Annotated in this window: 9 protein-coding genes and 1 pseudogene; all 10 read right to left on the bottom strand. The window is 63.3% G+C overall.

All coding sequences use genetic code 11. The annotated features are described in order from the left end of the window. Window positions 1–133 precede the first annotated feature (133 nt). A pseudogene (locus tag ACQUQ0_RS16965) lies at window positions 134–1,016 on the bottom strand (RNA-guided endonuclease InsQ/TnpB family protein); the annotation flags it as partial. A gap of 774 nt (window positions 1,017–1,790) precedes the next feature. After that, window positions 1,791–3,569, bottom strand: coding sequence for a globin-coupled sensor protein (locus ACQUQ0_RS16960; protein WP_435186878.1), 1,779 nt, complete (start codon window positions 3,567–3,569; stop codon window positions 1,791–1,793). Window positions 3,570–4,832: 1,263 nt separating this feature from the next. Next, window positions 4,833–6,923: a beta-galactosidase gene (locus ACQUQ0_RS16955; protein ID WP_435186877.1), complete on the bottom strand. Its 2,091-nt coding sequence runs from the start codon at window positions 6,921–6,923 to the stop codon at window positions 4,833–4,835. Beyond that, complete coding sequence (locus ACQUQ0_RS16950) at window positions 6,920–9,169, bottom strand: glycoside hydrolase family 36 protein (RefSeq protein ID WP_435186875.1); 2,250 nt, start codon at window positions 9,167–9,169, stop codon at window positions 6,920–6,922. The genes ACQUQ0_RS16955 and ACQUQ0_RS16950 overlap by 4 nt, the downstream gene beginning before the upstream one ends. After that, window positions 9,166–9,954, bottom strand: a complete 789-nt coding sequence (locus ACQUQ0_RS16945) for an SDR family NAD(P)-dependent oxidoreductase (protein ID WP_435186880.1) — start codon at window positions 9,952–9,954, stop codon at window positions 9,166–9,168. Before ACQUQ0_RS16945 ends, ACQUQ0_RS16950 begins: the two co-directional genes overlap by 4 nt. Window positions 9,955–9,962: 8 nt before the next feature. After that, complete coding sequence (gene dgoD / locus ACQUQ0_RS16940; RefSeq protein ID WP_435186874.1) at window positions 9,963–11,114, bottom strand: galactonate dehydratase; 1,152 nt, start codon at window positions 11,112–11,114, stop codon at window positions 9,963–9,965. Further along, window positions 11,111–12,271: an ABC transporter ATP-binding protein gene (locus tag ACQUQ0_RS16935; protein WP_435186872.1), complete on the bottom strand. Its 1,161-nt coding sequence runs from the start codon at window positions 12,269–12,271 to the stop codon at window positions 11,111–11,113. The genes dgoD and ACQUQ0_RS16935 overlap by 4 nt, the downstream gene beginning before the upstream one ends. A 3-nt stretch (window positions 12,272–12,274) precedes the next feature. After that, window positions 12,275–13,198 (bottom strand): carbohydrate ABC transporter permease, encoded by a 924-nt coding sequence (locus tag ACQUQ0_RS16930; protein ID WP_435186871.1) that lies wholly within the window; start codon window positions 13,196–13,198, stop codon window positions 12,275–12,277. Next, window positions 13,191–14,204 (bottom strand): carbohydrate ABC transporter permease, encoded by a 1,014-nt coding sequence (locus ACQUQ0_RS16925; RefSeq protein WP_435186869.1) that lies wholly within the window; start codon window positions 14,202–14,204, stop codon window positions 13,191–13,193. The genes ACQUQ0_RS16930 and ACQUQ0_RS16925 overlap by 8 nt, the downstream gene beginning before the upstream one ends. 9 nt (window positions 14,205–14,213) lie before the next feature. Next, complete coding sequence (locus ACQUQ0_RS16920) at window positions 14,214–15,590, bottom strand: ABC transporter substrate-binding protein (RefSeq protein ID WP_435186868.1); 1,377 nt, start codon at window positions 15,588–15,590, stop codon at window positions 14,214–14,216. Window positions 15,591–16,023 lie beyond the last annotated feature (433 nt).

The raw sequence follows: 16,023 nt of genomic DNA, 5'->3' as shown, positions 1-16,023 counted from the left end.
CAGATCTACAACAAACTCCGGAAGCTCGAAGAGGAAGGACAGATCATCGTCGATCGTAGCGGTCGGCTCAATACGTATCAGCGAGCTGAATCAACTGACCGGTAACGCTACACCAAGAGTGAACTACTTCACCCTACTCGCTCACGGCTACTGCCGTTCGCTCCTTGAGGGTGGGGCTTCCTGTTTCAACGACGCACTTTGCATCCACGACGTTGGACGACCGACTAGTCGTGGACGTAGGGAGTGCAGTCTCCGCAGGCGTCACTTCGGCGTGTCACAAACCTAGCTCCCGAAGACCACGTTGAAGCACGTTGTACGCGGCGTTCTCGTCACGGTCAGTCTCGAACCCACAGGTCGGGCAGGAATGCTCGCGCACCCACAACTCCTTCTCAATCTCGACACCGCACTCGGCACACTCCTGGGTCGTGCCTTCAGGTTCGACTTTCACGAAATGTGTGCCCTCTCGGTCGCACTTGTATTCGAGGAAGTCGATGAACGTCCGCCACGACGCCGACGCTCGGTTCCGACTGTTCGACGGCAGTTGCATCATCCCGTGAACGTCGAGGTCTTCCACCGCTACGAGGTCGTACTCCCGAGCGTAGTACGCCGACAACTTGTGCAGGAAGTCTCGACGCTTCCGTACGATGCGGGCGTGGATGCGGGCCATACGGCGGCGTTGCTCGTGCCAGTTCTGTGAGCCTTCCTGTTTGCGGCTCAACGCTCGCTGCTCGCGTTTGAGCCGCTCGTACTCGGATTCGAGCTCAAGACTGCCGACCATCGTGCTGTCGGTGTCGTGGGCGTACTTGATGATGCCTACGTCGATGCCGACCATATCTTCACGGTCAATCTCGTCCAACGCGGGTTTTTCGGGCGCGTCATCTTCCTTCCGTTTCGATGCCGAAGATGGCGTACCACTCGCCCGATTTCTCCTGCTTGACCGTGACTTGTTTGACGCAGGCGTCGTTGGGGATGTCGCGGTGGAGGTGTATCGGCATCTCACCTATCTTGGAAACAGAGTGTCATAGAAGGGTTGCCACGGTGTTTCTTTCACGGTCTCACCGCCGAATCAGCCGTGAGAGATTGTATGCCAACGTACCGCTGTAGATTCTACCAGATTGCGGTGATATTCGTAACGGCCTGCTGAACACACAGTGCGAATTCAGCGGTGACTCACCGGCTATTGTTCGGCACTCGAATCGGTCAGTCCAAATTGGGTAATCAGGAGCGACTCACGAAGTTGGCGGATGCCAGTACCGACCAGATATCCAGTTACCCCGACGGGGAGTTCGAGCAGTACACCGAGTAGAGAGCCATTCCACTGCTAGAGGGTCCACCGGAGCGTGTCTGCGGACGTCCAGTTGGCGATGTCGGACCTGGGGATCAAACACGTGGGAATCGCCACACAGACGAAAAGACCCGCGCCGCGATAGCCTGCGACGATCAGGAGGATCAGCGCGACTATTCCACTGACCAGCAGCAAAAGCAGCGTGAAGCCGAGGGCTTTCATGTTTCTACCGGGACCACTGAATGAGCCACTGACCCGGATACCGATCGGTATGATGGCCGTCAAGAACCCAACAGTGACAGCGACCGCTCCATATCATCGCCGGACTTCGGGACGGTTACCGAGGAACTCCTCCAATTCATCAGAGCACTGAGGGTGATCGTGTCTGAAGGGTATTGTTCGATGTCGCCACATCAAAAGGGTCGATCCCGTCAGTAAAACACCTTGTCATAAGACAAACCGCTGGTTGAGTGGTACACACAAGTGACCTCTGACCTTCATACAATCACATCACGTCTGTGGGGTCGAGTTCGCCACGGGCGATTTTTCGGAGTTGATCGTCAGAGAGCTGTTCGACGACGAAATCGGGCATCCCGTCGGGTAAGTCTTCTGGGAGCGACACGTCGTCCGGTGACGCCTCGCTCGTGTACAGTGCCTGGCCACCGTCAGTTGCTGTTTGGCTCTCTGTCAGCTTGGCGACCGTGTCTTCGACTTCGTTGACCATCGCCGCCTGCTCTTGATTTGCCGCAGCAACCTCGTCAACCTCTCCGGCCACGCGCTCCGCCTGTTCGACGATCTCGTCAACCATTGCGGCGATTTCTTCGCTGCTCGCCGCCTGGTCGTCGGTCGCGTTCGATACTTCGCTGATGCCGTCGGCGGTTTCCGAGACGGCCTCGGCGATGTCAGTTAGGTTAGCCATCGCATCCTGTACCCGATCGATGCCTCGTTCGACCTGGTCGGTCATCTCGGTGAGACTTTCGACTGTCTCATCAGTGTCGTTCACAACGGTTGCAATGTGCTGTTCGACACTGTTGGCGGAGTCTTGGGACTCTTCGGCCAGGCTCTTGACTTCCTCTGCCACGACGGCAAAGCCCGAGCCAGCCTCGCCGGCACGGGCCGCTTCGATCTGTGCATTCAACGCGAGGATGTTCGTCTGTTCGGCGATGTCGTTGATAGCGTCGGCAAACTCGTCGATCTCTTGGATGCCATCTTGTAATTGGCGCATATCGTCGCGGGCCGTCTCGGCAGCATCGCCGATATCGGTCATCACCGCAGTGGCGTCCTCCGCGGCCGCTTGGCCGTCTTGGGCGAGTTCCTCGGCCTGGTTGCTCGTGGCTTCTACCTGATCGGCGGTCGATGCGACCTCTTCGACGGTCGCCGAGAGATTCGATACCTCGGAGGCGATTTCGTCCATCTGCTCGGCCTGTGCCTCGGCCGTGTCAGAGATTTCCGACGCACTGCCAGCGACATCTTCAGAGGTCATTTTCAGATCCTCGACCGGATTCCGGATATCCTCTTGGACGTCTGCCATCAGCCGCTCGTTCCGGTCGATCTGTTCTTCCAGTTGCTGACTGTAGGAGTGGATGTACGTGTCCGTGACGACCTGCATATCGAGATTGATGATACGAAGGATTGCGAGCAGGTCCTGAATCGTGTCGTTGACCTCTTCTGCGATGATAGTCCCAATCGTGTTCGCGGACGAGCCAGTGGCGGGGTTCTCACTGCTTGCGGCGGATGTCTCGTCAGTATGTCCTGCTTGGTCGGGAACCGCTCCGCCGTCGGTTTCGGTTCCGGTGAGCCGGTCGGTAAGCGCCTCGGTGAGACGATCACCAACGATCGGAAGGATGAGGTCGAAGTAAACGCCGTACTGGCCGAGATAGTGTTTCATCGGCATGTTCAAGAGGTCGTGGATTTTGCCGATGCGGGCCCGATCACGGAAGTAGTCCTGTCCGTAGTCGCCGGTAGCGAGCGTTACGAGGTAGGCGGACTGCGTGCGCTTGAGTTGCTCGACGGTTTTCTCTGACCGCCCTATGACCTCAACAGTTTGGTCGTAGTCGGTGAGGTTCTCGTAAAAGTCCTCCGCGACCTGGTCGGCGTTTGCCCGGAAGGCGTCTTCGTACCGTTGCAAGCGACGAACGTCGTCCTGGTCAAAGTCGATGAAGTCCTTGCGCCAGTCGATTTCGGCCCGATCGAGGTCGATCTCTTTAAGAAGTGAATCGACGTCGAGTTGCGTATTCAGACCGCCCTGGCCGAAATCCGCTTTTCCGTACGAAGCCTGTGCCATGCATTAACAAGGATAGATGGAGATAAATAACTATCTTCCAAATTATCAGAGATGGTCTTCAGTCACCAATTTCAATTCGGGTGCATCGCATATAGCACGCGAGTCGGTCACCGAACCTGCCTCACTCATAGTGATTACTCTCGTCTCTTACCGCCGAACGCCACCCCCGGTAACGGCGTTCGGCGGTAAACAGTGAGGGCAATCACTATCAATCGTTGCGTGCAGGTGAGACACTTAGCGTTCGGAGCTGTCTGAAGACCGTCCGCTTGGTACCCCGAACTCAGTAGCAGACTTGGTAACGAGGGCGTAGTGGCCGGTCGATTCGAGGTCGAGAACCGACGCGAACTGTCGAACGGTCCCGTACGTTTCGCTCCCCGCCGTCGTCGTGTCGGTGGCCACGACGAGACTGTTTCGTTCATCCGTCGAAGCTACCGGCTCCTGTGCGTAGGTGGCCGGTGGAAGGGAGGGCTCGTCGGCGACCCTATAGTAGCGTTTGCAACTGATTGCTCATCCGATCGCCCGCCGTCGTGCGATCGAGTGAGTAAGACTTGCAAACGCTACTATAGCTGTGGCCCCGAGCACGCCGACCGCCCCGGCGCTGATCGCCAGTCCGAGGATGGTTCGGCGCTGCATCGTTCAGAGGAAATTCCTCCGAGACAGAATACCTGTTGATACTATGCAAGGGCGAACCCCCATATCGAATAGGCCGGGAGAGAGGACGCGCTCGGCACACAATCGTGCAGTATCCGATGTGAGTCGAATGTATCGCAGTTGGTCTGCTGAACTCACCCGCTCTATTCAGCAGACAATTCTTGACAGAATATGGATGATTCGGGAGTGAATGTGAGATAGCGTTCGTATGCACTAATTCGATGGAAATTCTGCTATTCCCAGCGAGCGTGAAACAAGTATGGGGCGCAAGAGACCGAGAATCGCTCCGTGCCACAGAGCACGTTGTGCTGATTGGTCCGAGTGCGTAAGAGGCCGAATTCTGGGCGCTACAGCCCGGCTGCCGCCAACGACCGGCCAGACAAGTGGCCGGGCAGTCTGCCAGACATCTTTAGCGCGACGTCGGAATTCGAGTCCCCCAATCCGAGACAACTCGCTGTGCCGAGCACGCCGGCGGCGGCCGCGCCGCGAAGGTAGGTCCGTCGCTACATACTGATTATCGTATCTCAGCGATACGGAGGCACAAGGCGAGTGGTCGTTCTCCGGCGCTGAAAACGAGAGGGTCGGGCACCCGACGAGGCCCATACGCAGCCGCTACTGGACGGACAGGTCAGTCACCGCAACGTCGACAACGCCGACGCCGTAGCCGGGAATCGACGCGTCTCCGACCTGCCATTCGGCACCGCTGGGGGCGTCCACCTCGATGGGGTCGCCGCCGAAGTTGAGCACCCACGTGTGGCCGTCGCGCTCGGCGACGCGGACAGTCTCCGAGAGCCGGTCGCTGTAAGCGACGCCGCCGCGGTCGAGGAGGTCGGTGACGAGCGCGTCCGCCAGCTCCGACTCGGGCCAGACGCCGCAGTAGGTGACCGAGCCGTCGCCGACGATATGGTCGAGTACGGCTGGACGCCCACCGGCCGTTCCAGGGGTGTACTCACCGACCGCATCCGCGGTCTCCGGGCGGAGCCACTCGGCCCACGTCCGGTAGTCGTACGCGTCGCCGCGATAGATTAGCGTGGTGTCGACCGACTCGGGGAGACTCTCGTGTTGGTCGACGTAGCCGCCGACGAGCGAGGCGAGCGGACCGGGTGCGAGGTCGGACTGGAGCCGATTGCCCGGCAATTTGTACCCCGATCGCGGCCCCAGAAGCAGGTGCCCGCCGTCGTCGGCGTACGATTCGAGTCGGGCCGCAAGCGACTCGTCCGCGAGGTGGAGCGTCGGGGCGACGACGGCCTCGTAACCGTCGAGGTCAGTCGCGGGCTCGACGACGTCGACCTGTGCGCCTCGCGCTCGGAGGGCGCGGTAGAACGCGCCGACGAGCCCCCAGTAGTCGAAGTCGAGGGCGTGGGGTTGCTCGGCGAGCGCCCACAGGTCGTCGTAGGAGAACGTGAGTGCCACGGGCGCGTCGACACCGTTGAGGTCGCCGAGCGACTCGAACTCCGTGACTGCGCGGGTGGCGTCCTCGTAGCCCCGATCGGGCGAGCCGTCGTGTTTTCGCAGGCCGGCGTGATACTGCTCTTGGCCTTGCCGACAGCGACGCCACCGAAAGTACGAGACGACGTTCGCGCCGTGGGCGACCGCCTGGTGGGCCCACAGACGCATCGCGCCCTCGCCGGGTTGCGGGCAGCGCGGCGGCCAGTTGACGTCGCCGGGCTGTTGTTCCATCACCCAGAAGCCGGCTGAGCCGCGGTAGAGGTCGTGGTTGAGACTTACCTGGTCGGGGTCGCCCGCGCGGAGGCGATCCTCGGTGACCGACTCGGTGTTTCGGTCCTGTGCGAAGCCAGTCGGGTAGGAGTCCCAGGTGGCGAAATCAAGCGATTCAGAGACGCTGAAGGCGTCGAGGGTGTCGAAGTGACCCATAAAGTTGTGCGTCACGAACCACTCGTCGTTCGCTTCACGGAGGATGTCCGCCTGCATCTCGTTGTAGTCGACGACGCTCGCGTTGGCGAAGCGCGCGTAGTCGAGCAGTCGCGAGGGGTGGTGTTCGGCCGCGGTATGTCGCGGCGGGTGGAGTTCCGCGAAGGAGCCGTACTGCTGGCTCCAGAAGGTCGTGCCCCACGTCTCGTTGAGGTCGTCAACGCTCTCGTAGCGGTCGCGACACCACTCGCGGAACGCCGCGGCGCAGTCGTCGCAGTAGCAGCGGACGGTGTGGTGACAGCCGTACTCGTTGTCCGTCTGCCAGCCGACCACCGCGTCGACGTCCGCATAGTGCTCGGCGATCCGCCGAGCGATCCGTTTGCTCTCCTCGCGATACACCGGCGAGTTGAAGCAGTAGTGACGGCGACTGCCGAACTCGCGGGTCGTCCCGTCGGGCTCTTCCTGCAGGATCTCGGGATACTCGTCGATCAGCCACTTCGGCGGCGTCGCCGTCGGCGTACAGAGGACGACATCGATGCCGGCGTCGCCGAGCAGCGAGACGGCGGTGTCGAGCCACTCGAAGTCGAACGCGCCGCGTTCGGGTTCGATCCGACTCCACGAGAACTCGGCCATCCGCACGACTTCGATGCCGGCCTCGGCCATCTGTTCGACGTCCGTCTCCCAGCGCTCGCGCGGCCAGTGCTCCGGGAAGTAACAGACGCCGATGCGGGGTGTCGCCGTCGCCGACGCGTCCGACGCAGTGAGTGCGGGTGTCGGGCGGTCGGCCTCGTCGCTGTGCTCCTCGGAGTCTCCGTCTGTGTCGTCAGTCATTGTCGTGTCTCGAATTCGAACTCGTTCGTGCCCGGTGCGGCGGTGAGTGTGATGGCACCGACGCCGTCGCCGGTGCCGGCGCTGGTGCGCTCACTATTGGAGTCGCTCCGGGCAGACTCGCGCAGTCGCCAGGGCACCGGCACAGCAACGACCAACTCCATCGGCGTGTCGGCGTCGATCCGCACCGACAGCGTGCCGTCGACCCAAGTGACGTCGGCCACTTGCGATCCGGCGTTCGCGAGGTGATCCGCGCCGACGAGCGTCGGGCGAGGATCGGGTGGGGCGGCCGCACAGTGGACGAGCAGGCAGCCGTGCGGGGCGACCTCGCGCTCGACTGGCCCGCGGGCGATCCCGTTCGGTGAGTCGGCCGGTCCGAGCGCCGTCCAGGCGAACACCGACCAGTCCGGGTCCTGTGAGTCACCGGGACTGACGTAGCCGGACGGATCGACGCGGACCCGACGCGGCTCGTCGCTCCAGTTGAACGCCGCGACGGCGACGGCCCCGTCAGCGGGGCGCTCACAGACGACGCGGTCGGGGAACTCACCGTCTCCGACGCCGTGGACGCGGCCGTCCTCGACTGGTGGGAGCGTGCGCTCGAACAGCCGCTGGCCTGCACCGTCGATCTCCGCGACGGCGTCGCTGAGGAAGTTCGACCCGCCGGTGAGTGCGACGAGCGCGGCGAAGGACTCCTGCTCGGGAACGGTGAGCTCCGTAGTTTCGCGCACGAGCTGGCAGTCGGGATCGTTCACCCACAGCCGGCGATGACAGAACTGCCGATTGAGAACGTTGCGGACGGCGTTCTCGTGGGCGGGCTGGCTCGCGCTGTCGCCCTCGCGCCGCCAGTAGGGCGCGGTGTCCGGCCCGACCCGCATCGCGTCAACGAGGCCGACGCTGGGGAAGCCGGGTGCCCCGCAGCCGAGGATGAAGGCGTCGCCGACGGCCTCGCGAATCGTCTCCAGCCCGTGCCGATAGGCTTCGGCTTGCGTCACGTCGCCGTGCCTGTCGCCTGGCAGGGCCGCGGCGTAAAGGAAGTCGAGTTTGAGGTACTCGAAGCCCCACTCTTCGACGACGGTCGCGAAGGTCTCGCGGAGCCAGGCGGTCACCTCGGGGTGTGTCGCATCCAGCGCGTACATCGGACCGTGGCGCGCGCCGGCGTCGACGGGGTCACCCTCGTCGGTCAGCAGCCACTCGGGATGTTCGCGTGCCAGTCGTGAGTCGGCCTGGACGTAGAACGGTGCGAGCCACAGTCCGGGTTCGTAGCCCGCGGCCGCGACGTCGTCGCGCAGATCGCGCATCGACTCGAAGCCGTCGGCGAGCGTCCGCCAGTCGCCGAAGGCGGTCTCGTAGCCGTCGTCGAGTTGGACGACGTCGAGGTCGACGTCCCACTCGTCGAGGTCCGCGACGTTCGTCCGGACGTCGGCTGCAGTCACGTCGGTGAAGTAGTGGTACCACGAGCACCAGCCGGTGGGGACCGACTCGGGAACGCGCGCGTCCATCCGCTCGCCGACGTCGGCCGCGAGCGATTCGAGCCCCGCCGAGAGCGACTGACCCGCGTCGATCCGGAGCGTCGCACTCTCGCGTCGCTCACCGGGGCCGATCGCGATCCCGTCGAGCGGGCAGAGCGCCGTGAGTCCGGTCTGATCCGCGTCGCGATCGGCGCGAAGGTCGAACCGCGCCAGCGACGCGTCGTGATCGAGGAAGCCGAGCGTCAGCGTCCCCGGATCGCCGGTCAGTGCCGTGACGGCGTGGCTCGTCAGCGCGTCGTCCGGCGCGGTGAGATCGACCATCTGTGGGCGGCTCTGTGGCGTCTCCTCGGGGAACCGCTCGTCGACCCGGAGCGTCGCCGTCGGCGACCACGACTGATACCCGTGGACAAAAACGCGGTCGGCGGATCCGAACGGAACGGTCCCGTCGAGCACCTCGATGGCGTCGAGGCGAACGGGCTCGGTCGTGCGGTTCTCGACCGCGACGGTCAGATCGATAGCATCGCCGCCGTCATCGCTATGGTCTCGATCCGCGGCTTCGACCGACACGTCGACGACGAGTCCGTCGTGGTTTTCGTCGTCGCCGCAGCCGTCGTCGCTGTGGGCGTCCTCGCCGTCGGCGAGGTGGAGCCCGAGGGACCCCGAAAAGAGCGTTTTCGAGGGTGCATCCGCGTCCGCGGCATCGGCACCGGCTTCGATCGTGAACCGGCCGGTGTCGGGATCGTACGCGGCCGCGGTGTGTCCGATATCGGCCCGCGTCACTCCTGTGCCTCCCGGCGGGCGCGGTAATCAGGTAACGTACTGTCCTGCATCACGGCCGTGCGACCGCCGTCGACCAGGAGGTTCGCACCGGTGACGAAGCCGGCCTCCTCGCTCGCGAGGAACGCCACCGCGGCTGCGACGTCTTCGGGCGTGCCGATTCGACCCACGGGGTGGATCGACTCGATCTCGCGGCGGTCGGCGTCGTCCATCTCTACGAGCGTCCGGTCGATGGCGACCCAACCGGGGTTGACGGTGTTGACCCGGATGCGCGGGCCGAGATCGAGCGCCATCGCGCGCGTCATCCCGTTGATACCCGCCTTCACGGCGTTGTACGGGAACATCCCGGGCATCGTCAGGAACGCGTGATTCGAGGAGGTGTTGACGATCGCTCCCTCGTCCATCCGCGCGGCAGCCTCCTTTGCACAGAGCCAGAACGATTGGAAGTCCGTCTCGACGACGAGCTCCCAGTCCTCGCGCGTCGCCTCCGTGACGCCGGTGTTCGTCTCGACGCCGGCGTTGTTCACGAGCACGTCGATGCCGCCGTAGATGTCGACGGTCGCGTCGAACAGCGCGGCGATGTCGTCGGGGTCGCGCATATCAGCGCGGACGAACGCCGCCTCGCCGCCGTCGGCCTCGATTTCTCCGACGGTCGCCTCGCCGGCCTCGCGGGTGCGGCCCGTGACGACAACCTTCGCGCCCTCGCTGGCGAGTCGCTTCGCGACGCCCGCGCCGATGCCGCGGGTCGACCCGGTGACGACGGCGACGCGGTCGGTGAATCGCTCCATCGCCACCGTCACCACTCCGCGACGCTGCCGTCCTCGTGCCGCCAGACGGGATTGTGCCAGTCGACCTCGTCGGCGAGGTCGCGGACGCGCCGCTCGTCGATCTCGATCCCGAGGCCGGGATCGGTCGGCAGTTCGACGTAGCCGTCGCGGTACTCGAACACCGAGGGGTCCGCGAGGTAATCGAGGACGTCGCTCTGCTCGTTGTAGTGGATGTCGAGGCTCTGCTCTTGGATGAGCACGTTCGGCGAGCAGGCGTCAACCTGCACGCAGGCCGCGAGCGCGATCGGTCCGAGCGGGCAGTGCGGTGCCATCGCCACGTCGTAGGCTTCGGCCATCCCGACGATCTTCTTCACCTCGGTGATCCCGCCGGCGTGTGAGAGATCCGGCTGGATCACGTCGACCGCACCGTCCTCGAAGACCTCCTTGAAGTCCCAGCGCGAGTACATCCGCTCGCCAGTCGCGATCGGCGTCGTCGTGTGCTCGGCGATTTCCGGGAGGCAGTCGTTGTGTTCGGGCAGTACCGGCTCCTCGATGAACATCGGATCGTACGGCTCCAGCGCCTTCGCGAGTCGCTTGGCCATCGACTTCGAGACGCGACCGTGGAAGTCGACGCCGATGTCGACCTCAGGGCCGACGGTCTCGCGGACGGTGGCGATCCGTTCGCGCGCGGCGGCGATCGCGCTGGGGGTGTCGATCCGGCGGAGTTCCGCCGTCGCGTTCATCTTGAGCGCGCTGAATCCCTCGTCGACCTTCTCCTGGGCGGCCTGGGCGACGCCTTCGGGCCGGTCGCCGCCGACCCACTGGTAGACGCGTACGCGGTTGCGGGCGCGGCCGCCGAGCAAGTCGTAGACGGGCGCACCGAACTCCTTGCCCTTGAGGTCCCACAGCGCCTGGTCGATGCCCGCGATCGCGGACATCAGGACCGGCCCGCCGCGGTAGAACCCGCCGCGGTACATCGTTTGCCAGTGGTCCTCGATCTGTGCAGGATCCTCACCGAGGAGGTAGGTGTCGAGGAGTTCCTCGACGGCGGTCTCGACCGTTCGCGCGCGGCCCTCGACCACGGGTTCGCCCCAGCCGACGCGGCCGTCGCTGGTCTCAAGGCGGAGGAAGAGCCACCGCGGCGGGACCTGATAGAGGTCGTAGTCGACGATGCGGGTCATTCGACCGCTTCCCCGAACGCCTCGTCGATCTCACTCGGCCGAGCGTCCGTGTCGGCTCCCCGGTCGGGAATCTCGCCGTCGTCTTTCGTCTTCAAGGCATCGCCGGTGTCGGGATCGAACAGATACAGCGCCGATTCCTCGAAAGCGAACTCCACCGTCTCGTCGGGTTGCGGCCGCTTCGTGGGGTCGATGCGGGCCGTGATCTCGTGATCGCCGAGCGTGGTGTAGAGGAAGTTCTCGTTGCCCATCGGTTCCAGAACGTTCGCGACCATCGGGATGCCGTCGTCGACGAGAGTGATGTCCTCTGGACGGATGCCGACGCGGACCGTATCGAGGCCCTCGACGGGCGAGGCGTCCGAAAGGTGATATGTGAACCCGCCCGGGCCGTCGAGGCGCGAGCCGTCGACAGTGGCGTCGAAGACGTTGATGCTCGGCGAGCCGATGAAGTCGGCGACGAACTCGTTGACCGGGGACCGATAGACCTCTTCGGCGGTCCCGACCTGCTGGAGTCGGCCGTGGTTCATCACGGCGATCCGATCGCCCATCGCCATCGCTTCGGTCTGATCGTGCGTCACGTACACCGTCGTCACGTCGAGGTCGTGCTGTAGCGTCTGCAGTTCCGTCCGCATCTGCGAACGGAGCTTCGCATCGAGGTTCGAGAGCGGTTCGTCCATCAGGAACGCCGCCGGGTCGCGGACGATTGCGCGGCCGAGCGCGACGCGCTGCTGCTGGCCGCCGGAGAGTTCTTTCGGCTTGTCGTCCAGCAAGTCCTCGATACCGAGCATCGCGGCGACGTCTTCGACCTGCTGGTCGATCTCGGCCGCCGACTGCTGCGTCGACAGTTTCAGCCCGAAGCCGAGGTTGTCTCGGACGTCCATATGCGGGTAGAGCGCGTAGTTCTGGAAGACCATCGCCACGTCGCGCTCGCGAGCCCGGAACTCGGTGACGTCGCGGTCGCCGAACAGAATCCGACCGCTCGTGACGTCTTCGAGCCCGGCGATGCAGCGCAGTGTGGTGGTCTTGCCGCAACCGGACGGCCCCACGAGGACGAGGAACTCTCCGTCTTCGACCTCTAGGTCGACGTCCTCGACCGCGAGGACGGCCTCCTCGCCGGAACCGAACTCCTTCCGTACCGTATCTAATATGATGCCTGACATAGTTTACTCCTTGACAGATCCTGCGAGGATCCCGCTGACGAACTGTTTCTGCAGGAACAGGAACAGCACGAAGATCGGGATGATCGAAAGCGTTGCAGCGACCATAATCTGGTCGTAGTAGACGCGCTGGGCGCCGACGAGCTGATTGATCGCGACCGGGATCGTGTACTTGCCCTGATTGAGGATGACCAGCGGGAACAAAAAGAGGTTCCACTGGAACAAGAAAAGGATGATCGATAGGGCCGCCAGCGACGACTTCATCGTCGGCAGCGCGATCTTGTAGAACAGCTGAAACTCGGTCGCGCCGTCCATCCGCGCCGACTCCAGGAGGGCATCGGGGATCGAGCGCATATTCTGGCGCATCAGGAAGATCCCGAGCGGGTTCGCCGCCCACGGGAGGATGATCGCCCAGTAGTTGTTCGTCAGCCCGAGCTGGCTCATCAGCAGGAACAGCGGGATGACCAGCAGCTGAATCGGGAGGATCAGCGTCGCTAGGATGGCGTAGAAGATCGGCTTCTTGAACCGGAACTCGTACTTCGCGAAGGCGAAGCCGGCCATCGAACAGAGCAAGAGCGACAACAGCGTGTAGACGCCCGCGACGAAGATACTGCTCTCGATCGCGCCCATATTCCAGAGGTTCCAGAAGTCGTAGGCGACGTAGAACGGCCCGAGGTCGATATAGTGCGTCATCTCGCCGACGTGGCCCACGAACTGAACGTTCTCGCGCGCCTGCAACGACTGGAAGTTCGCGAAGAAGCTATCGCCCGGGACGAGCCGCGGCGACGTCGACGAGAGGAACTGCGACTCCTTGAGCGTCGACGCGACGAAGATCCAGTACAGCGGCACGAGCGTCAGGACCGCGCCGAGGAGGATGAATGCGTACGTGAGGAACTGCCAGACCGCCTCGCGACGAGTCTCTTCACGCATCGCTCTCACCCCCGACGTTGAGCTGGATCGCCGAGAGAGCGCTCACCACGCCGATGAGGACGTACGTGAGCGCGCTGGCGTACCCGAGGCGGAAGTCGATGAACGCCGTCTGGTAGATGTACTGGACGATGGTGATCGTCGAGTCCAGCGGCGCGCCCCCGCCGTTGATGATGACCGGTTCGCTGAACAGTTTGAACGTCCCGATCGTCGACGTCACGAAGACGAACAGCAGGACGGGGCGCAGTTGCGGGACGGTGACGTACCGGAACTTCTGGATCCGGGTCGCACCGTCGATCTCGGCGGCCTCGTAGAGTTGCTGGGGGATGTTCTGCAGCCCCGCGAGCAGGATGATCATATTGTAGCCGGTCCAGCGCCACGTGACTGCGCCGACGATCGTCATTCGCGACCAGAACGAACTGGTCAGCCACGGGATCGCCGGGAGGCCGATCGACGTCAGGACGTAGTTGATGAGTCCCGCATCCTGCATCATCAGGAGGAACACCGTCGAGTACGCGACGAGGTTGGCCGAGACCGGCAGCGCGAGCACGGTTCGGAAGACCCCGCGGAGTCGGACGAACGAGGCGTCTAGCGCGACGGCGAACAGCAGCGCGAGCGCCACCATCAGCGGCACCTGGACGACGAGGATGAACGTCGTATTGAATAGCGCCTGGTGGAACAATGTGTCCGAGAACATCGCGATGTAGTTCTCCAGACCGACGAACTGGAGGTCCGCGATGCTCGTCAACCGATAGCTGAAAAAGCCGGTGTCGATCCACAGGAGCGTAGTGTTGCCGACCCCCTCGAAACGGAAGAACGAGAGGTAGAACGTGTATACGATCGGGAACGCGAGGAATATGCCGAAGAGGAGAAACGCCGGGAGCAAGAACAGGTACCCGACGATTCCCTCACCCGGCGTTGGCAGTCGCTCACCGACCGACTGGCGGGCGAACCGCAAGCGGTCGCGTAACGACGGCTCCGTCCCCGGGAGGGACTCGCGAGTGGCCATCAGTCGTCCTCAGGCGAGGTCGCGACCAGTTCGGTCAGCCACCTGTGATGCCGCGGCGTCGACGGCCTCTTTGGGCGTCTTCTTGTCGGTCATCATATCTCGGAAGTGCGTGTTGATCGCCTTGGTGACTTCGGGCGTGTCGATCGTGTAGCGGTACGGTTTGATCTTCGGCGCGATTTCCGCGAATAGACGACCTGCAGGCTGTCCGTCGAGGAACGCGTGCGGCTCGTCGTAGGCGCCGGAGTCGTAGGTCGTCTCGAGCGCTGGGAAGAGGCCGTACTCGCGGTACATCGTGAGTTGACTCTCCTCACGACCGAGGGCGTAGACCATATAGTCCCACGCGCGCTTGGCCTTCTCGTCTGAGACCTGCGCGGGGATCGTGAGGTTCGAGCCGCCCCAGTTGGTCGCACGAGAGCCACCGGATTCGACCGCCGGCGGCTTGAAGACTCCCCACTTCCCCGACGTGTCGCCGAGTTCGGCCTTCAGCGTGCCCTCCATCCACGCACCGGCGGTCAGGCTCGCGGTCGTCCCCTTGCCGAACGCCGTGAACCACGCCGACGACCACGAGGCGAGGTCGTTGGCGACGCCCGAGTCGCGGATGCGCTTGAGGATGCGGGCGACCTGCAGGCTCTTGTCGGAGGCGATGTTGACCGCGCCGTTCTGCGTGAACGGTTGGCCGCCGATCTGCCGGAACATCATCCGCCAAAGGCCGTCGTAGTCGTTTGACGGGAGGTTGAGCAGGTACTGGTCGTCCGGGAGCTTCTTGCCCTCCTCGATGTACTGGTCCCACGTCTCGACGCTCTCGACATCGATGCCGTACTCGTTCATCACATCGCGGCGGTAGAACGTCCCGACCGGGCCGATGTCCCACGGGAGCGCGTAGGTGCCGCCGTCTTTCTCCAGCGGCCCCCACTTCCCGGAGACGAAGTCGCCCTTGATGCCCGCCTCCTCGAGCCAACCGGAGATGTCGCGCAGGCCGCCCGTGTCGACCCACGAGGCGGCGTCGACGCTCTCCATCATCGAGGCCGCCGGGGCGCCAGAGCCCGAAAGCAGCGTCGATTTGAACTTGTCTTTCAGGTCGGAGCGCCCGATCTGGTTGATCGAGACGTCGCCGCCGTTGGCTTCCTCGTAGGGCTCATCGAGGAGGTTCAGGGCCTTCGCAGCGACGTCCCAGCCCCACACCTCGGCCGACTGCGCCATCGCTGCCTGGGTGCTCGTCGCCGTCGATCCGCCCGCGTCCGTGCTGCCGCCGCTCGCCTGCGTCGCCGTCGAGTCGGACGAGGGATCACCCGTGCCGACACAGCCCGCCAGACCCGCGAGGCCCGCGAGGCCAGCACCCTTGAGGACGTTACGACGACCGACCGATCTTCTGTCATTATTTGTCATACTGAGTCTCAAATCACACATAGTAAATTATGCACTTAAATGTTTGGTATATCGATCTGTGAAACACCGCTAGGAGGCTTCTAAAGCTATTTTTACATAGGTGGAAGTATGTGTTCATAATAGAATTGTTTGCTGATAGTGAACAGAAGTGAAAGGAGATCGAAGTCAAGTACGGTTGTTTGAGGCGCTCTACCCGGCCGCTATCGCAAATTCTGCTGCCCGAACAACATTCACATCCATCATAAATTTGCTCGTTTTGTTTTTTATCGCTGAACAGTACTTAAGTAGTTCCGGAACTGAGACGGATTCGTGACCGGGTATCCAGTCGGCGCAACGCACACTACGGCTCGGATCGTGAGCGCACTCGCCGGCGGGCGGGAGGCCGGGGTAACGGAACTCGCAGAAGAATTGTCGGTCTCGAAAGCGTCGGTGC

Source organism: Halobellus sp. EA9 (assembly GCF_051195055.1).
GTDB classification, from domain to species: Archaea; Halobacteriota; Halobacteria; order Halobacteriales; family Haloferacaceae; genus Haloquadratum; species Haloquadratum rubicundus.
This window is presented reverse-complemented; position numbering and strand designations above follow the sequence as displayed.